The sequence below is a fragment of the Wenyingzhuangia gracilariae genome (assembly GCF_056387575.1).
Genome location: NZ_CM150748.1, coordinates 224,605 through 242,811, shown reverse-complemented (window position 1 = coordinate 242,811; position 18,207 = coordinate 224,605). Strand labels below are relative to the sequence as shown.

Annotated in this window: 15 protein-coding genes, 1 tRNA gene and 1 riboswitch; of the genes, 4 read left to right on the top strand and 12 right to left on the bottom strand. The window is 32.5% G+C overall.

The window, feature by feature from the left end:
- Nucleotides 1-17: 17 nt before the first annotated feature.
- The 6 genes from ACY2IJ_RS00900 to ACY2IJ_RS00875 form a co-directional block, all read right to left on the bottom strand.
- Nucleotides 18-545: a site-specific integrase gene (locus tag ACY2IJ_RS00900; RefSeq protein WP_476726527.1), complete on the bottom strand. Its 528-nt coding sequence runs from the start codon at nucleotides 543-545 to the stop codon at nucleotides 18-20.
- 82 nt (nucleotides 546-627) lie between these two features.
- The gene (locus tag ACY2IJ_RS00895) at nucleotides 628-1,269 is read right to left on the bottom strand and encodes a phage integrase SAM-like domain and Arm DNA-binding domain-containing protein (RefSeq protein ID WP_476725278.1); all 642 of its coding nucleotides are present in this window, start codon (nucleotides 1,267-1,269) and stop codon (nucleotides 628-630) included.
- A 212-nt stretch (nucleotides 1,270-1,481) separates the two neighbouring features.
- Nucleotides 1,482-1,555: transfer RNA gene (locus tag ACY2IJ_RS00890), tRNA-Asp, on the bottom strand.
- Nucleotides 1,556-1,727: 172 nt separating this feature from the next.
- Nucleotides 1,728-2,045 carry a thioredoxin gene (gene trxA, locus ACY2IJ_RS00885; protein WP_167898554.1) on the bottom strand — a complete coding sequence of 106 codons (318 nt, stop codon included), beginning with the start codon at nucleotides 2,043-2,045 and terminating at the stop codon, nucleotides 1,728-1,730.
- Nucleotides 2,046-2,177: 132 nt separating this feature from the next.
- The gene (gene metH, locus ACY2IJ_RS00880) at nucleotides 2,178-4,874 is read right to left on the bottom strand and encodes a methionine synthase (RefSeq protein ID WP_476725277.1); all 2,697 of its coding nucleotides are present in this window, start codon (nucleotides 4,872-4,874) and stop codon (nucleotides 2,178-2,180) included.
- Nucleotides 4,875-4,934: 60 nt separating this feature from the next.
- Nucleotides 4,935-5,945, bottom strand: coding sequence for a homocysteine S-methyltransferase family protein (locus ACY2IJ_RS00875; RefSeq protein WP_476725276.1), 1,011 nt, complete (start codon nucleotides 5,943-5,945; stop codon nucleotides 4,935-4,937).
- Between the two features lie 181 nt (nucleotides 5,946-6,126).
- Between ACY2IJ_RS00875 and ACY2IJ_RS00870 the strand changes: the two genes are divergently transcribed.
- Complete coding sequence (locus ACY2IJ_RS00870; RefSeq protein ID WP_476725275.1) at nucleotides 6,127-6,582, top strand: hypothetical protein; 456 nt, start codon at nucleotides 6,127-6,129, stop codon at nucleotides 6,580-6,582.
- An 82-nt stretch (nucleotides 6,583-6,664) separates the two neighbouring features.
- Nucleotides 6,665-6,874: riboswitch (cobalamin riboswitch) on the top strand.
- 110 nt (nucleotides 6,875-6,984) lie between these two features.
- Nucleotides 6,985-7,935: a PKD domain-containing protein gene (locus ACY2IJ_RS00865; RefSeq protein ID WP_476725274.1), complete on the top strand. Its 951-nt coding sequence runs from the start codon at nucleotides 6,985-6,987 to the stop codon at nucleotides 7,933-7,935.
- A gap of 72 nt (nucleotides 7,936-8,007) precedes the next feature.
- On the opposite strand, the gene ACY2IJ_RS00860 is transcribed toward ACY2IJ_RS00865, so the two are convergent.
- Together ACY2IJ_RS00860 and ACY2IJ_RS00855 are read right to left on the bottom strand one after the other, a co-directional pair.
- Nucleotides 8,008-9,627: an ABC-F family ATP-binding cassette domain-containing protein gene (locus ACY2IJ_RS00860; RefSeq protein WP_476725273.1), complete on the bottom strand. Its 1,620-nt coding sequence runs from the start codon at nucleotides 9,625-9,627 to the stop codon at nucleotides 8,008-8,010.
- A gap of 144 nt (nucleotides 9,628-9,771) precedes the next feature.
- Nucleotides 9,772-11,310, bottom strand: coding sequence for a sulfatase family protein (locus ACY2IJ_RS00855; RefSeq protein ID WP_476725272.1), 1,539 nt, complete (start codon nucleotides 11,308-11,310; stop codon nucleotides 9,772-9,774).
- A gap of 230 nt (nucleotides 11,311-11,540) precedes the next feature.
- Between ACY2IJ_RS00855 and ACY2IJ_RS00850 the strand changes: the two genes are divergently transcribed.
- Both ACY2IJ_RS00850 and ACY2IJ_RS00845 read left to right on the top strand, forming a co-directional pair.
- Nucleotides 11,541-11,774 (top strand): VF530 family protein, encoded by a 234-nt coding sequence (locus ACY2IJ_RS00850; RefSeq protein ID WP_476725271.1) that lies wholly within the window; start codon nucleotides 11,541-11,543, stop codon nucleotides 11,772-11,774.
- Between the two features lie 108 nt (nucleotides 11,775-11,882).
- Entirely contained in the window at nucleotides 11,883-12,479 is a 597-nt protein-coding gene (locus ACY2IJ_RS00845) for an MCP four helix bundle domain-containing protein (protein WP_476725270.1), read from the top strand.
- A 42-nt stretch (nucleotides 12,480-12,521) separates the two neighbouring features.
- On the opposite strand, the gene ACY2IJ_RS00840 is transcribed toward ACY2IJ_RS00845, so the two are convergent.
- The 4 genes from ACY2IJ_RS00840 to ACY2IJ_RS00825 all read right to left on the bottom strand — a co-directional run bounded on the left by ACY2IJ_RS00840 (nucleotide 12,522) and on the right by ACY2IJ_RS00825 (nucleotide 18,196).
- Nucleotides 12,522-14,429: an outer membrane protein assembly factor BamB family protein gene (locus ACY2IJ_RS00840; RefSeq protein ID WP_476725269.1), complete on the bottom strand. Its 1,908-nt coding sequence runs from the start codon at nucleotides 14,427-14,429 to the stop codon at nucleotides 12,522-12,524.
- Nucleotides 14,430-15,362 carry a cytochrome-c peroxidase gene (locus tag ACY2IJ_RS00835; protein WP_476725268.1) on the bottom strand — a complete coding sequence of 311 codons (933 nt, stop codon included), beginning with the start codon at nucleotides 15,360-15,362 and terminating at the stop codon, nucleotides 14,430-14,432.
- Nucleotides 15,363-15,437: 75 nt separating this feature from the next.
- Nucleotides 15,438-16,757: an L-fucose:H+ symporter permease gene (gene fucP / locus ACY2IJ_RS00830; RefSeq protein ID WP_476725267.1), complete on the bottom strand. Its 1,320-nt coding sequence runs from the start codon at nucleotides 16,755-16,757 to the stop codon at nucleotides 15,438-15,440.
- Between the two features lie 86 nt (nucleotides 16,758-16,843).
- Nucleotides 16,844-18,196: a DUF1552 domain-containing protein gene (locus ACY2IJ_RS00825; RefSeq protein ID WP_476725266.1), complete on the bottom strand. Its 1,353-nt coding sequence runs from the start codon at nucleotides 18,194-18,196 to the stop codon at nucleotides 16,844-16,846.
- Between the last annotated feature and the right edge of the window lie 11 nt (nucleotides 18,197-18,207).

Genomic DNA, 18,207 nt, shown 5'->3' with positions numbered 1-18,207 from the left:
CAAAACACTCAATTTGATTATGATATTTCCCTATGCTTTTGAGTTTTTCTATTGTATTTATTTTTAAGTAGTTGCATGTCATCACTTACTTTTTTGTCGATGATTTTAGCATAGATTTGAGTAGTAGTAAGCTTAGTATGTCCTAACATTTTAGAAACCATTTCTATAGGAATTCCATTGGACAATGTTACTGTAGTAGCAAAGGTATGGCGTGCCATGTGAAAGGTTAAATTCTTAGTAATTCCACAGCAATCTGCTATTTCTTTTAAGTAACTATTTAGTTTCTGATTGGAGATAGTGGGTAGTAATTTTTTTGAATTTAAAACACGTAAGTTTTCGTAAGATGAATTTATGATGTTTTCAGCAGATTCTAGTAAAGGAACTTTTACAGAAGTTCCTGTTTTCTGTCTTTTGGTGATAATCCAATTGTTTCCATCAATACCTTTTACAATATTATCTGGAGATAAATTTCTGATATCGATGTATGATAATCCAGTATAACAACTGAATAAAAATAGTTTTTTAACTAATTGTAACCTTGGAATGTTTGGATGATAGTTTTGAATTTTCTCTAATTCAGTTTCTGATAAATATTCTCTTTGCTTTTTTTCAATAGTAGGAGAGAACTTAAATAAATGGATCTTTGTTTATCCATTCCATTTCAACAGCTATTTTAACCATTTTACGAAGCCTTTGAATGTGCTTCATAACTGTATTGTTCTGAATGGCATGTTGTCCATTGGTAGGTTCATAATTGCGTAAGTAGGATTCATAACCTAACAAAAATTGATAGTCCAATTCCTTAAGATATAAATCGGTAGTTTTTAGTAGTTCATTTATGTATGAAAAAAGATACTTTTGAGAAGTATTGTAACTACGTAAAGTGTTCTTATGATTTTTTTTCTCTACTAATTTATTGTGATAGGTCACTAAAGCTTGTAAAGTTTTATGTTTTTGGTCGGTACCTAAATACCTTGCTTTAACTAATTGTGCTGTAATTAATTTCTCTTCATATTCTAGCTCCTGATAAGCTTTGGATATTTTAGCTTGCTCTTTATCTAAGAATTGATTGATTTGTCTTGCTTCTACAGAATTTCCTTTGATTCTTCCTCTGGAAGAATCCCATTTAGAAACTTCTACCTTCTTTTTTAGACTAATATTGGCTCTTTGTGAATTGATAGTAATTCTTGCAAAAACATTTGTATATCCATTTTTTGCACGATTGGTGTATATCCAAAATAGGATAGCATAAGTGTTTAATGATTTCATAGTATCGTCATTTTGTGGTTAAACAATGGACAAAAGTCAAATCAACTATTAAATCATTTAAACTGGTTCACAAAAATCACAATTTAAAACTGTGAACCGATTTGTGAACCAAATATATAAAATACTTTGATTTTATATGAAATATTCACGCACAAAAAAACCTTATAAACATAGCGTTTATAAGGTTTTGGAAGAGATTAAATTTTCTCTTGCGGTCTGGACGGGACTCGAACCCGCGACCCCCTGCGTGACAGGCAGGTATTCTAACCAGCTGAACTACCAGACCGTTGCTGTTAGCGGTTGCAAATATACAACTAAATCACAGTTGTGCAAAGGGTTTATAGGCTTTTTTTATTTTTTTTCAGCTCTAAAAACATAGCTTATTAATTTTCAGAATTTTACGCATAAAAAAAGATTACCATTGGTAATCTTTTTTTATATCTGTGTTATCAACAAGCTTAAATAGCAGCATCAATTTTAGCAGCATAGGTTGCTTTAGGAGCTACTCCTACTTGCTTATCTACTACTTCTCCTCCTTTAAAAACTAATACAGTAGGAATGTTACGTACTCCATATTTAGCCGCAAATTCTTGGTTTGCATCAACATCAACTTTACCAATGACTGCTTTTCCATCATATTCTTCTGTCAATTCATCAATAATAGGAGCTACCATTCTACATGGTCCACACCATGCAGCCCAAAAGTCTACCAATACAGGCTTATCTGATTTTAATACTACTTCTTCAAACGTTGCATCTGTTATTTCTAATGCCATAATTTTATTTTTTAAATGTTTTAATTCAATTACTTTGTTGTAACAAAAATATACAATTATTCAACTAATCAAAGTTTTCTATAATTGCTTTTGCTTATATGTCTATCAATCTATTTGATACTTACAAAATTTCTACTGCTCTGCCATATTAGGACTTAACCAACGTTCTGCTTCTGCATTGGTCAATCCTCTTCGGTTTGCAAAATTGTGTACTTGTTCTTTGGTTATTTTTCCTAAACCAAAATAACGAGCATCTTTGTGTGCAAAATAGTACCCAGAAACGGATGCTGTTGGGAACATTGCCAAACTATCTGTTAATTCTACTCCAATATGTTCTTTAACGCTTAACAACTTCCATAATTGTGTTTTCTCTGTATGATCTGGACAAGATGGATATCCTGGTGCAGGACGAATACCTTGATAAGATTCTTTTATCAATTCTTCGTTAGATAAATCTTCACTTTTAGCATATCCCCAGTCTTGTTTACGAACTTTATCATGTAAATATTCTGCAAAAGCTTCGGCAAATCTATCTGCCAATGCTTTTACCATAATAGAGTTGTAATCATCTAAGTTTTGCTTGTATTCTTCTGCTTTTTCTTCTACTCCAAAACCTGCAGTTACACAAAATCCTCCTATATAATCTTGTAATCCAGATTCTTTAGGGGCAATGTAATCTGCCAACGCTAAATTTGGTTTCCCTTTGGCTTTTTTAGATTGCTGACGTAATGTTAACATGGTTTGTAACACCTTAGAAGTATCTTTAGTATCATATATTTCTATATCATCGCTATTTACCGAATTTGCTGGAAACAATCCATAAACTGCTTTGGCTACAAACCATTTTTCTTTAATGATTTTATCTAGCATTTCTTGAGCATCCGCAAATAAATCTGTGGCTTGTTTTCCTACAATTTCATCATTTAAAATAGCAGGATATTTTCCATGCAATTCCCATGACTGAAAGAATGGTGTCCAATCTATATAGGGTAACAATTCTTCTAACGGCATGTTATCAATTACTTTTACTCCTAAATGATTCGGTGTATATACGGTTTCTTGAGTAAACTCTAACTGATATTTATTGGCTCTTGCATCTTCTAAAGGCAGGTATACTTTTTTACGTGCTCTGTTTAAAAATCCATCACGAACTTTATCGTATTCTGCATAGGTTTTATCTTTAAAAGCTTGAGCTATTTTTTTATCCTCTCCAATTAAAGTACTTGTTACCGGAACCGATCTAGAAGCATCTAACACGTGTACCACTCCTCCATCATATTCTGGTGCAATTTTAACGGCTGTATGTGCTTTGGATGTTGTTGCTCCACCAATTAACAATGGAATGGTAAAATTTAAGCGTTTCATTTCTTTAGCTATGTGAACCATTTCATCCAAAGAAGGAGTAATCAATCCACTTAATCCAATAACATCTACCTTTTCATCAATAGCTGCTTGCAATATTTTTTCTGGGGGTACCATCACTCCCAAATCTACAATAGCATAATTGTTACAAGCCAATACAACACCTACAATGTTTTTCCCAATATCGTGCACATCTCCTTTTACGGTGGCTAGCAATACTTTTCCTTGTGGCGGACTATCGGCATCTTTGGTAGCTTCTATAAATGGCATTAAGTGAGCTACGGCTCTTTTCATCACACGAGCAGATTTTACTACCTGTGGCAAAAACATTTTTCCTTCACCAAACAAATCTCCAACCACTCCCATTCCAATCATTAAATGACCTTCTATTACTTCTAAGGGTTTGGCTACTTGTAAACGTGCTTCTTCTACATCTTCTACAATATATTGATCTATTCCTTTTACCAGTCCGTGTGTAATTCTTTCCTGTAAAGGCAATTCTCTCCACGCTAAGATTTGTGCTTCTGTTTTCTTTTCTCCTTTAAAACTTTCCGCAAAATCTAACAAACGTTCTGTAGCATCATCACGTCTATCTAAAATTACATCTTCTACATGTTCTAATAAATCTTTAGGAATGTCATCATACACCTCTAACATGGCCGGATTCACAATTCCCATATTCATCCCTTTTTTAATGGCATGATACAAGAAAACGGAATGCATAGCTTCACGTACAGGATTATTTCCTCTAAACGAAAACGATACATTACTCACTCCTCCACTTACACTTGCGTTGGTTAAATTGGTACGTACCCAATGTGTAGCGTCAATAAAATCAATGGCATTTCTACGATGTTCTTCCATTCCTGTTGCTACAGGAAATATATTTAAATCGAAAATAATATCTTCGGATGGAAAACCACATTCATCAACCATAATACGATATGAACGCTCAGCAATTTCAATTCTACGTTGGTAATTATCTGCTTGTCCAACCTCATCAAAAGCCATTACAATAACAGCAGCACCGTACATTTTTAGTTTTCTAACGTGTTCTTTAAAAACCTCTTCTCCTTCTTTTAAAGAGATAGAGTTGACCACACATTTACCTTGTACCACTTGCAAACCTGCTTCTATGATATCCCATTTAGAAGAGTCAATCATAATGGGTACACGAGCAATATCTGGTTCTGCCATAATTAAGTTTAAAAACTTAACCATAGATTCTTTACCATCAATCAGACCATCATCCATGTTGATGTCGATAATCTGAGCACCTCCTTCTACTTGGTGGAGTGCAATGGCTAAAGCTTCATCAAACTTTTCTTCTTTAATAAGTCTAAGAAACTTACGTGAACCTGCTACATTGGTACGTTCTCCTACATTGATGAAATTCATATCTGAACCTAGAACTAAAGGTTCTAATCCAGATAATTTCATGTATTTTGTTTGTTTTATTTCGCTCATTACTTTCGCTTAGTATTGAGTACTGAGTATTTAGTACTAAGTCTCAATATTATAACTATATTATTTCGTACAAAGTTGCTCTGCAACTTTTCTAGGCTCTGCTTTGGCCGCAATATCGGCAATAGCTTTAATATGTGCTGGTGTTGTACCACAACATCCTCCAATAATATTGATTAAATTCTTATCCAAATAGTTTTGAATTTGAGAAGCCATTTGTTCAGGAGTTTCGTCGTACTCTCCAAAAGCATTTGGCAAACCAGCATTTGGGTGTGCAGAAACTCCAAATTGAGTATTGCTAGAAATAGCCTCTAAATGAGGGACTAATGCATCTGCTCCTAAGGCACAATTTAAACCTACAGTTAATAATGGAATGTGAGATACTGAAATTAAGAAAGCTTCGGCTGTTTGCCCAGATAACGTTCTACCTGATGCATCGGTAATAGTACCACTCAACATAATAGGAACTTCTATGTTTCTTTCTGCTTTTACTTCTTCTATCGCAAATAAAGCTGCTTTTGCATTTAACGTATCAAAAACGGTTTCTACCAATAAAATATCACAACCTCCATCTAGCAAAGCTTCTGTTTGTTGCTTGTATGCAATGCGTAATTCATCAAATGTAACGGCTCTAAAACCAGGGTCGTTTACATCTGGAGACATGCTTAAGGTTCTGTTTGTGGGTCCTATAGAACCTGCTACAAAACGAGGTTTGTGTGGTTCTTTAGCAGTAAACTCCTGAGCTACTTCTTTGGCAATTTTAGCAGATTCGTAATTTAATTGATATACATAATCTTCCATTTCATAATCTGCCATGGCAATGGTTGTACTAGAAAATGTATTGGTTTCTGCTATATCTGCACCTGCTTCAAAATACTTTGCATGTATTTCTTTAATAGCTGTGGGTTGAGTGATAGATAACATATCATTATTTCCTTTTACAGAAACATGCCAATCTTTAAATTGCTCACCTCTATAATCTTCTTCGGTAAATTTGTATTGCTGAATCATGGTACCCATAGCACCATCTAATACTAAAATTCTTTTCTTAAGTTCTTCTCTAATATTTGCCATATGATTTGTTTGGCTAATGGGTCGTAAAAACAATTGTTTCTTACCCTTATTTCTAACATGCAAATATAAGGTTTATAGGCTTAATTAAAGAATTGTTTTAAATTTCCTTGTGAAAACACTCAGTTTTAAAAAACTTAAATTAGCACTAAATTTAATAAGAACAACCCCACCCCAAATTAATATGCCTAACAAAACAAATATCAACACTTCTAAATACATTATAATACAAAACTTAAAACTAATTATTGAATATTACCAAGGTGATTTAACTTTTATGGCTATAAAAAACTTAACCACACAAATTATTAATGATTCTAAGTTTAATAGTAGTTATGGTTTTATTATTGATGTTAGATTTACTAAGGTTCAAATGTCTAGAGAAGAGTTGTATGATTGTGGAACATGGATTTCTAACAATTTAAAACTTACCGGAGCTGCAAGAGTTGCCATTTACACAGCCAACCCAGAACAAGTTGTTGCTTCTATGGTATATGTGCTTAACGAACATTTTAAACGCAATCATTATGAAATTTTTAGTTCTGTAAATGCTGTTGCTAGTTGGTTGAGTATAGAAACAGAGCAAAATGATTTTATTCAAAATTTACTAAACAACATGTACGAATCAACTTACAAATAACACAATAGTATTTGTATAAGCTCCCTATTCAGTACTTTACATATATTTTACGTTTTATACTGTTTAACATTTAAAATATTATAATTTTGCCACGATTTTTGGTTGTACATTTTTTATATAAAACATGTGCATTAAAAGGGAATCAGGTGTAAATCCTGAACAGTTCCCGCTGCTGTAAGTTTCTCTGTAAAAAACAGAAACAGCTTTTTAACATTACCACTGTCTGCAAAAAGATGGGAAGGGTTAAATAAGTGAAACGAGTCAGAATACCTGCCAATAATTACAAAAACAAAGCTTTCGGGAGTTATAGCTTTGGGTAAATTATTATTGGATTTATCCTATTATTCCTTGGTGTTTTGTTTTAAAATAATGTGAATTATCAACTATTTTAAATACAAACAAATGACAAACAAACATTTATTAGCCGCTTTTTTAAGCATTTCTCTTTTTACTTTTACAGCTTGTGAAAAAGAAGAAAACATTGAACCTGTAGAGGATATTACTGAACAACCTATAGAAAAAGATAACGATCCAGAGCCTATAGATTTTTTTAAAGAGTATGCACGTCCTATAACATCAGAAAGTAGTGAATACATTTCTAAAGTTCTATCCTATAATCCGGCTGCAGGACAATACATTAATAAAAATCTTGGGAATTTAGAATCTGCTGAAACAGTAGTAGGTGGAAAAACAGGACTTATTTCTTTGGGAGCTTGGGGTGGTTCTATCATTTTTACTTTTGATCATACGGTAGTAAACAGAGCCAACGATAAAGATTTTATTATTTATGGAAATGCTTTTTCTACATTTTCTGAACCTGGTATTGTACAAGTTTCTTTTGATGAAAATGGAAACGGATTAGCAGACGATACTTGGTACGAAATTGCAGGAAGTGCACATGCCAAAGCCGAAACACTTCACAATTACACCATAACATACACCAATCCTAAAAGCAACACTAAAGCTGTTACTTGGACAGATAACAAAGGAAACAATGGTGAGTTAAGTGTTGGAACTCTTAATAAATATCCTCTTTTTATAAAAGAACAAGATCAAGTTACCTATTCTGGAACTAGATTATTTCCTACAGTAAACGGAACTAGCTTTATTTCAACAGAACCTTTAGAATGGGGGTATGTAGACAATTACGATGCTGATTATAGTAAAAACGGAAATGGAAATGCTTTTGATATTGATTGGGCTGTTGACAGTGATATGAATCCTGTTACTTTGAAAGGTATCGATTTTATAAAAGTATATACTGGATCGCAAGTAAACATGGGGTGGTTAGGAGAACTATCTACAGAATTAAAAGGTGCCGTAGATTTATCTATGGTTAATTTGGTAGAGTAACCCTATAGTTAATTACATAAAAAGGCGAATCTTAAAACAAGATTCGCCTTTTTACGAGTATAATCAAAAATGTTATTGATACATTTTAGTTCTTAATTCTTTAATTTTTGGATCATCTAAATACTCATCAAACGTAGCATATTTATCAATTACTCCATTAGGTGTAATTTCTATAATTCTGTTAGCAACCGTTTGTGCAAATTCGTGGTCATGTGTAGAAAACAACACCGTTCCTTTAAAGTTTTTTAACGAGTTGTTTAATGCCTGAATAGACTCTAAATCTAAGTGATTGGTTGGCTCATCTAACACCAAAACGTTTGCTCTGGTCATCATCATTCTAGACAACATACAACGTACTTTTTCTCCTCCAGATAATACGTTACATTTTTTTAAAGCCTCTTCTCCACTAAAAATCATTTTTCCTAAGAAACCTCTTAAATGAACTTCTTCTCTTTCCTCTTCTGTTTTTGCATATTGACGTAACCAATCTACCAAGTTTAATTTTTCATCTACAAAAAACTCTGAATTATCTGATGGCAAATAAGATTGATTGGTCGTAATTCCCCATTTATATTCTCCAGTATCCGCAGACTCATTCCCCATAATTATTTGGTAAAATGAGGTTACCGCTTTAGAATTTTTAGAAACTACCAATACTTTATCTCCTTTAGACAAATTGATATCAATACCTTTAAACAAAGGCTCTCCCTCAAAAGATTTAGATAAATTTTCTATGTTTAAAATCTGATCTCCTGCTTCACGATCTCTTTCAAAAATAATAGCTGGATATCTTCTGCTCGAAGGTTTTATTTCATCTACATTTAACTTTTCAATCATTTTTTTACGAGATGTAGCTTGTTTAGACTTGGCTACATTGGCAGAAAAACGACGAATAAAATCTTCTAATTCTTTCTTTTTATCTTCAGCTTTTTTATTGGCTTGCTGACGTTGTTTTGCTGCCAATTGAGAAGATTCGTACCAGAAAGAATAGTTTCCTGAAAAATGATTAATTTTTCCAAAGTCGATATCTGAAATATGCGTACAAACTGCATCTAAAAAGTGACGGTCATGCGATACAACGATAACTGTATTTTCATAATTTGCTAAAAAGTTTTCTAACCAAGCAATGGTTTCAAAATCCAAATCGTTGGTAGGCTCATCCATAATTAGCACATCTGGGTTCCCAAACAAACATTGCGCTAACAATACTCGTACTTTGGTTTTTCCATCTAAATCTGCCAATAAGGTATAATGCAAATCGTCCTTTATTCCTAAATTAGACAACATGGTAGCGGCAGCTGCATCGGCATTCCAACCGTCCATTTCTTCAAACTTTACTTGTAATTCACCTATTTTCTCAGCGTTTTCATCTGTATAATCAGCATACAACGCATCTATTTCGGTTTTTATTTTGTAAAGCTCTTTATTCCCCATTAAAACAGCTTCTAATACCGTATACTCATCAAAAGCATAATGGTCTTGGGTTAATACAGACATACGTTTTCCTGGATCTAAGGTAACGTGCCCAGAGGTAGCTTCCATTTTACCAGATATAATCTTTAAAAATGTAGATTTACCTGCACCGTTTGCACCAATAACTCCATAGCAATTTCCTTGCGTAAATTTTGTATTCACTTCATCAAACAATACCCTCTTTCCAAATTGTACTGATAAGTTTGAAACTGTTAACATGATTCTTGTTTTAAATTTGGTGCAAAAGTACAAAAACGTGTGTATTTTATGGCTATTGATTTCTGTAACTTTTTTATTTTAAGCATTTCATAAAAAAACAGCTTACCTTTTATTGGTAAGCTGTTTTTTTTCTTTTTGATTTGTTTATATCAATTTGTTCAACTGATTCTCTATTTTAGGATCTAAAACCACAGGGTCTTTGTGTTTTTTCCCATACTCTTTTAATTTTTTAGCTAATTCTTTAACAATAGGTTGATAAGCTTTGTCATCAATAAAATTAGTTAATTCATCTGGATTTTTTTCTAAATCAATCAACCAAGGTTTGGTCATTCCTTTGTCTAAAACTAGTTTATATCTATCTGTCATTACAGATGTCCACCATTGGTAAGTAACAAACGTAACATCTTCTAAAGATTTGTCTTGTTTACCTAACAACCACGGACTAATATCTCTACCCTCTGTTGTATTTGGATCAAAATCTGTAACATTCATTAATGCCAATACAGTATCCATTAAATCTGTATTGTTGGCCGCTTTGTTTACAATGGTTCCTGGCTTTATTAAATTAGGGTAATAAACAATAAATGGAATTTTAGCAGATCCTTCTTGAGGAACTCCTTTGTTATCTCTACCATATTCCCCTAACAAATCTCCATGATCTGATGAAAAAATAATGATGGTGTTGTCTAATTGTCCATTCTGTTTTAATCTGTTAATCACCTTACCTATATTATCATCAATACATTTTACCATTCCAAAATATTGAGTAATATCATTCTTTAATTTTCTTTTTACTTTTTCTGTCGTATAACTTTTTTTAAACTTTTTTTCTTTTGATTTTTTATCAACAGCAAAATCCAATTCAGGATTTTTCCAAGCAGGCATTTCTTTGTTATATTCTAGATTAAATGTTTTAGGCAATTCAACATCTTTAATATTGTACATGGTATCATACGGTGCTCTTACTGTATTGTTGGTATGAGGGTCTGGAAAACTTATTACTTGAAAAAACGGAGCTTTTGACCCTTTTTTTGAATCTATATATTCAAGTGCTCTGTCTGTTAACCAATCTGTAGCAAAAGACTTTTCATCGGCTCCATTTAATTTTGTGTTAGGTTCTCCTTTAGCATTTACACTACCTATTTTGGGGTTTCCATCTTTATCTAATTCAAATTTTTTCCAATGTCCACCGTTAAACATGTATTTTTTGTGTTGAAAACCATAACTATATTTTGGCGACCAATTAGGTTTAGGATGTCCTATTAAATGTAATTTACCTGTATAACCTGTTTCATAACCATTCTTAACCAACACATCTGCCAAAGTAGGAATGTCGTGAGACAACACATATCCATTCTTAGGCATTTTAACCGTATGTGGGTAATTACCTGTAAACATAGCGGCTCTTGATGGTGTACACGATGGAGCTGTCGCATACATACTTGTTAAAATAGCTCCGTTATGAGCTAAATAATCTAAATTAGGAGTATCTACAAAAGCTTTCTTTCCCCACATGTAAGCTTCATTATCAGACAATAACTCTCTATAAGCCCCTATAGTTCTAAAGTTATGTTCATCTGTTATAATGTAAAGCAAATTAGGTTTCTTTTGAGCATGGATTTTTAACAAACTTCCGTGAAAGAATAGTCCTAATAAGAACAATGATTTTAATAAATACTTCATACGCTGTTTTAATTTTAAGTTTTAATTTCAGAATTTAGACTGTAATCAAAACCATATGTTTAACTGTAGAATTAGTTGTTTACGTATACACACAATTCATATACTGTAAAAGAATTTTAAACAACATTTACTCTATAATTCTTTAAAAAAAACCTCTTATTACATTCTATAGGTCAATTAGTGGCTTTATTCATATTTAGAGCTTATTTTTGCATTTATATATATTGTTTATGACACAACCTAACAATCCGCTACACGGAATTAAACTAGCCGATATTTTAACCGAACTTATTGAAAATATTGGTTGGGAAGAAATGGAAAAAGAAACAGGAATTAAGTGTTTTGGAAACCACCCTACTTTTAAAAGTAGTTTAAAGTTTTTAAGAACCACTCCTTGGGCTAGAACTAAAACAGAAAACTTATATTTAGATTGGCTTACCTATAAAAAAATACACAATTTATAAATTCTTTATTTTCTACATTATCTTGTAAAAATTACTGCTATATTTTTATTTTTTATAGGTAAAAATTATAATATTCTTAATAAATTTGATTCAAACAATTTTAAGAGTATGACTATTTTTAGTAGAATTAAGTGGGCCGCTAGTGTTTTATTGGTTTTTGCTATTGTTTTAGCTACAAACCTTATTGATAAAGACAATTTTAACAGACTAAAAAAGTCTGTAACAACAATTTATGAGGATAGAATTGTTGCTAATGATTTGTTGTTTGAAATTTCTATACTTGTTCAAGACAAAGAAATTGCTTTTGTAACATCCGACACTTCTTATTTTCATACCAAAAACAAAAAACACAATATTGATATATCGAATTTAATTGACAAATACGAACAGACTAAACTTACCGACAAAGAACATTTGTTTTTTAACAACTTTAAAAAAGAGTTTGAGCAATTAAAAGTATTGGAACAGCAATTTGTAGACAACAACTACAAAAACAATAATAGTTTGCTTAGAAATACAAAACAAATCAAACAATATTTATACAAACTATCTAAAGTACAGTTAAAAGAAGGAAGACAGCAAATGTTTATTAGCAACAAAGCTATGAATACTATTGATTTGTTTACCCAAGGAGAAATTGTATTTTTAATTGTAATGGCTATACTAGTTCAAGTAATTATTCTTTACAACCCCAAAAAACAATAAACTAAACAAAGCCCACTACCTAATTAGATAGTGGGCTTTGTTTTATTCAATACAAATAACTTCTTTCATAGTTCTATGGTATATTTTTCCATTGGCATAGCTCAATGAATTTACGGACCATGTTTTTCCGCTTTCACCCAAATCATTTACGGCTACCAAAGCAGATTCGTCAAAATTGGTTGCATTTACGTCAACTACATAAACCATTCCTACAGCATTGGTAAAAAACAGGTAATTATTAATCATTGTTGGCGATCCTAAAAAACATTTTTGAAAACCATTTCCTCTTGTTCTTGCATCAGCAGCATTTAACTGCCCCTTAGAATTCAACCCATCGTTGATTTGAGGATGTTTGTAAACATAGTTTCCTTTAGCATCTATATTTCTTGGTACTTCCAAATGTTCATTTTCTCCTGTAATTGTATTGTGTTTGGCTAAATACGGACTGTAACGTACCATATAATACACATTGTTTTCTGTAAAAAAATTGCAATGTCTTTGATTTTGTAATCCTTTTAATTTTACATTTTCTGCTAAAACATAGCTTTGTTTTACCGTATCAAAATTATATTGATTGACAATATTTAACTGTTTTTTAGCTATAAATTTTCCTGTATTAGCATCAATAATAGTATGATGCTCACCTTTATCAAACCAAGAAGCTTTACCACTATTCCAATGCTGAGTGCTTAATGCTCCCCAACCAGATAATTTATTGGGTTCTTTAGGTTGCCAATTCCAAATTTCTATTCCCTGATTTTCTTTAGCTAAAGAAATAAGACTTAATCCAACGGGTCTTTCTGGAACTCCATGTGGTCCGCCTCTACCTATTAACACCGCTGGTTTTCCATTTATTGTTTCTCCCAATATAGGAGTGTTGTAATGTGTAATTGCTTGTTTGGTTACCCAAGCACGTTCTCCCGTTTTTTTATGAAAAGCATGCAAATAATTCCATTCTTTTATTCTTTCAGAATCTCCATCTACAGGAGGCTCAACATTCAGAACTAAATCTTGGAACAACATAGAATCAAATTGTTTGTTAAAAGGTCTTCCAGTTGTTGGCACCCAAGTTCGCTCCCAAACAAGCGCTCCGTCCATTGTAAAACATGCCATTCCACCACTTGCATTAATTGCCCATACATTTTTTCCATCAGTAGCCGGACATGGAGTGGTTGCATCGCTAAACCCATAATTGTACTGACTGTCTATTGTTCCTTTTATAGGCTGTTGCCAAAGAATTTCTCCTGTTTCAGAATCCAAGCACATCAAAACAATATCTTTACTTACTGCTCCACCTTTTAACAATTTTTCTTTGTTTTTTAAATCAGAATACAATTCTTGCAAATTGTTAGATTGTTGATGTACATGCATTTTATACTCCGTTAAAGCTTTGGCATATTGTTTTCCTAACGGATGTTTTCTCATCATATTGTTTTCTATCTCTGGTTTTTCCAAAGCAGAACCATGTTGGTAATAGTTATTTTCTGCCAATACATTTTGCCACTCTGTACAAAGTGTCTCATATTTTTTTTGAACCTCTTTAAATTTTTTATGCTTCTTTTTTTCTATAGCTTGTAAAGCAACCTTAAACCCTTTGTCATACGTTTGCTTTACTTTTTTATAAGCTTTTAACAAATCCGTATACTTTGGATTGTTATTTGGTGGGTTGATGGTTAAAAATAATTTATCTTTCCAAACAGCAATTCCACTTTGCCCACCTTCTGGCAATGTTGTTTTCCACTTAATATGCTCTCCTGTTCTTACAGACCATTTAATAGGTATATGATGGTTTGTTTCTACTTTCCAACTTCCGTTAGGACCGCCAGACATTGGCCATTGCTCTTTACTATTAACAACTGTAACACTATTTGTATTTTGACGACAAGAAACAGCTAACAAAACAATGCAAATTAACAGAGTCCATTTTATAGGTTGATTTATTCTTTTCATTTATTCGATTTTAATATATTCTTTAGATATTTTTCCTGTAAAAGATTTTAAAAATTCTTGAATTTTAACGACCTCTGCTTTTTTTAGTTGAATGCCCCTTTCATAAATTCCCATTTTAACAATAGCCTCTTTTAATACCAAAGAAGATCCATCGTGAAAATAAGGGGCTGTTTTTTCTACATTCCTAAGCGGTGCAACCCTAAAAAACATTTTATAAGCAGAAGCTTTATGAATATGATAAAACCCTAAATCTTGTTGGTTGGGCCATGGATGTTCTATTCCTAATTTTTGAATCATTTGTCCTCCAAAGTTAGAGCCCGTATGACAAGAATAACAAGCTTTACTCACAAACAATTTACCTCCCTGAACTTGAACTTCTGTTAAAGCTTTATCATTTCCATTCATAAAATCATCTATAGGAGCAGGAGTTTTTAATTCCTTCATAAAACATTGCAATACCTCTACTATATTATTGAAGCTAATATTTTGATGATTTTTAGGAAATACTTTTTTTATTTTTTCTTGATAAATTGGATGCTCTCTTAAATAGGTAATTATGTTAGATATATGAGACACTCCCATCTCATAAGAATTTAAAAAAGATTCCTTTATTTTTTGAGTATAGTTATCCAAACCACCATCAGCATTATACAATTCATATGTTAAATTGTTATACACAGATGGAACATCTCTATAAAATTTTCCTTTTGTTTTTTGATTTAAATAGTAAGCTCCATTGGTACCGTACTTCTGTAAATTATGGCAACTGTTACAAGAAACTCCTTTTCCTAATGACAAATTTTGATCATAAAATAATTGCTTTCCCAAAGCTATCTTTAATTTGTTTTTGGCTATAAACTCCTTATCAATAGTCACTGGAACAAAAAAAGGCTGTAGTGTATTTCTTAATTCTTTACGACTATTTTTTACCATAGTTTGACTACACAGACTTTCTATAAAAAACAAAAAAAAACACATCCAACAATTGTTTCTAATAAAAACCAATTGTTAAGCCTTTTTAGAATTACTATATCCGTAAAAAATTACAGGAATCAAACAAATCATAGGCATAATGAACGAAAATTTTACTTCAGGTACACCCAAAATGGTTGTGTTGGCCAATTCGGGTCCTCCTATATCAATAATCAATCCTTGTAATGGAGGAAAAATAGCCCCACCTACAATGGCCATTACTAAAAATGCAGATCCTACTTTGGCCTCTCCATCCATATCTTTTAGAGCAATTCCATAAATAGTTGGAAAATTAATAGACATAAACAAAGACACAAAAACCAAACTTACCAAACCAGCCATTCCAGGTATTACTATAGCTCCCAAACAACACAATACAGACATTATTGCGTAGATAAACAATAATTTTGGAGCTTTAAATTTACTCATCAACCCTGTGGCAATAAAACGTCCTGCTAAAAAGATAGACATGGCAAACATGTTCCAGTACGTTGCTTGCAACTGGTCGTCTGCAGGTCTAGATTGATTTAAATATTCTACATATTGAAAAATAGCTGTCCAACACATAATTTGTGCTCCCACATAGGTAGCCTGAGTAAGCACTCCAGGTAAAAAAGCTTTTTTGGCAAATATTTTTTGAAAAGATTCTTTTAAAGTAATTTCTTCTTCCTCTTGAACTTTAGGAATTTTTGTAAACCATACAACAACCAAAACCACTAAAACAACAGCTCCAATCCCTAAATAGGGTGTGCTAATAATTCCTAAATCTTGAGTACGCATAGCTACTTTAGCAGCAGTATCTAAAGCTTCATAACTTGTTTCATCATATTGATTAGATTGAATTTGACTTAAAACCACAAATTGAGCTATTAACATTCCTGACAAAGATCCAATAGGATTAAATGCTTGTGCTAAATTCAATCGTCTAGTTGCTGTAGATTTGTCTCCTAAAGATAAAATTAATGGATTGGCGGTAGTTTCTAATAAAGACAATCCGCAAGTAATTACATATAAAGAAATTAAAAAGAAATTGTAGTCTTCTAAAGAAGAGGCAGGATAAAATAAAAAAGCCCCTACAGCATACAACCCTAGTCCTACTAAAATTCCCATTTTATAACTATACTTTCTAATAAACAATGCTGCTGGTAAAGCCATACATCCATAGCCAAAATAGAAAGCAAATTGTACCAAATAAGCCTGAAACCAACTCAACTCTGGCATTACTTTTTTAAAGGCAGTAACCATAGGATTGGTTACATCGTTTGCAAATCCCCAAAGGGCAAATAAAGAAGTAATAACAATAAACGGAATTAACAATTCCTTACTTACTACAGGTGCATTTTTTTGATTTGACATATTTTTTGTTTTAGTTGTTAGCTGCTTGTTATTGGCAACTGAATTTCTTATAGTTTTTGTTATTGATAATTTTTATGCGGTAATTCTTACACCAAAATAGAAGGCAAAGTTCCAGTGCTATCCGAAAACTTCTCTGTTTCTAAACCTACCGAATTTAACATGCTTACAAATAAATTTGACAAGTGTACATGTTTAGGATCAAACTCTGTATATGTTCCGTGTTTGGCTCCCATGTTTTTACCACCTGCTAAAATTAACGGACAATTATTTGCATTGTGAGTAGAACTACATGAACTTCCATACAAAACCAATGTATTGTCCAATAAAGGACCGTATTCATCTGTAGTGTTTTTCATTCTGTCTAAAAAGTAAGCAAATTGCTTGGCCAACCATTGGTCGTATTTCCCCCATTCTTCCCAATGTCCAGCTTTTTTATCATGAGTTATACTGTGATGACCTGGCAAGCCTAATGTAAATTTTGGAAAACTATCTCCAAAGCCCATTCCGTCTTCACGAGCCATCATATAGGTAACCACACGAGTAGCATCGGTTTGTAAACCAATTACAATTAAATCTAGTGTAGCTCTTAAATATGCTTCAGGATCTTGAGGTGTTACTTCTAAATTCAAATGATCAGAATCAAACTTTTTTAAAGGAATATCTAACCATTTCTCATTTCTAACCACTTGCTGTTCTACTCTATTTAACGATGTTAAATACTCATCCATTTTAGCTTTATCATTGGCTCCTAACTTTCTATTTAAAGCTTTGCTATCTTCTAAAATTAGATCTACAATTTTTTTTCCTTGCTGCAAAGATTTTCTTCTTTGCGTTGTAGTTCCTCCTCCGTTTGGAGAAAAGTAACGTTCAAAAATTTCTCGTTGTCTATGTTCTGATGGAATGGCTTTTCCTGAAGAATCAAAAGACAAAGTAGAAGCCCTAGACTTGTATCCTACCCCCCCATCGGTAGACAAGACTAACGATGGAAAACGTGTTTTTTCTTTTAAGTGTCTTGCAGCCATTTGATCTACCGAAATACTATTGTTATATGCACTTCGTAAATCTCCACCTGTTAACCAGGTATCTCCTGCAATATGCCCTAATACATTTCTACTAAATGGATGACTTAACCCTCCTAAAACAGACAATTCTTTTCTGTAAGGTTCTAAAGAAGACAGTGTGTTGGTAAATTGATAATTGGCTCCTTTTCCCATAGGAAACCAATTCCATTTTTGATAAAACTCACTTTCTTTAGGAGGCATAGCTACTCCATTGGGAGTATATAAATAAACCAATCTTTTAGGAATATCAACTTTGTTGGGAGCATCCATTACAGATAATTTAGTCATTCCCATACATTCTAAATACGGTAACATACATGCTACTCCTAAGCCTTTTACAAAGCTTCTTCTGTCCATATGCCAAGATTTTTTACTCATAACCTTATTTT

Coding starts and splice junctions, on each gene's coding strand:
- ACY2IJ_RS00875 (WP_476725276.1), bottom strand. CDS start 5,945: ATGGCAAATATTAGAGAAGAACTTAAGAAAAGAATTTTAGTATTAGAT.
- trxA (WP_167898554.1), bottom strand. CDS start 2,045: ATGGCATTAGAAATAACAGATGCAACGTTTGAAGAAGTAGTATTAAAA.
- ACY2IJ_RS00860 (WP_476725273.1), bottom strand. CDS start 9,627: ATGTTAACAGTTTCAAACTTATCAGTACAATTTGGAAAGAGGGTATTG.
- ACY2IJ_RS00835 (WP_476725268.1), bottom strand. CDS start 15,362: ATGGTAAAAAATAGTCGTAAAGAATTAAGAAATACACTACAGCCTTTT.
- fucP (WP_476725267.1), bottom strand. CDS start 16,757: ATGTCAAATCAAAAAAATGCACCTGTAGTAAGTAAGGAATTGTTAATT.
- ACY2IJ_RS00825 (WP_476725266.1), bottom strand. CDS start 18,196: ATGAGTAAAAAATCTTGGCATATGGACAGAAGAAGCTTTGTAAAAGGC.
- ACY2IJ_RS00850 (WP_476725271.1), top strand. CDS start 11,541: ATGACACAACCTAACAATCCGCTACACGGAATTAAACTAGCCGATATT.
- metH (WP_476725277.1), bottom strand. CDS start 4,874: ATGAGCGAAATAAAACAAACAAAATACATGAAATTATCTGGATTAGAA.
- ACY2IJ_RS00895 (WP_476725278.1), bottom strand. CDS start 1,269: ATGAAATCATTAAACACTTATGCTATCCTATTTTGGATATACACCAAT.
- ACY2IJ_RS00840 (WP_476725269.1), bottom strand. CDS start 14,429: ATGAAAAGAATAAATCAACCTATAAAATGGACTCTGTTAATTTGCATT.
- ACY2IJ_RS00845 (WP_476725270.1), top strand. CDS start 11,883: ATGACTATTTTTAGTAGAATTAAGTGGGCCGCTAGTGTTTTATTGGTT.
- ACY2IJ_RS00870 (WP_476725275.1), top strand. CDS start 6,127: ATGCCTAACAAAACAAATATCAACACTTCTAAATACATTATAATACAA.
- ACY2IJ_RS00865 (WP_476725274.1), top strand. CDS start 6,985: ATGACAAACAAACATTTATTAGCCGCTTTTTTAAGCATTTCTCTTTTT.
- ACY2IJ_RS00855 (WP_476725272.1), bottom strand. CDS start 11,310: ATGAAGTATTTATTAAAATCATTGTTCTTATTAGGACTATTCTTTCAC.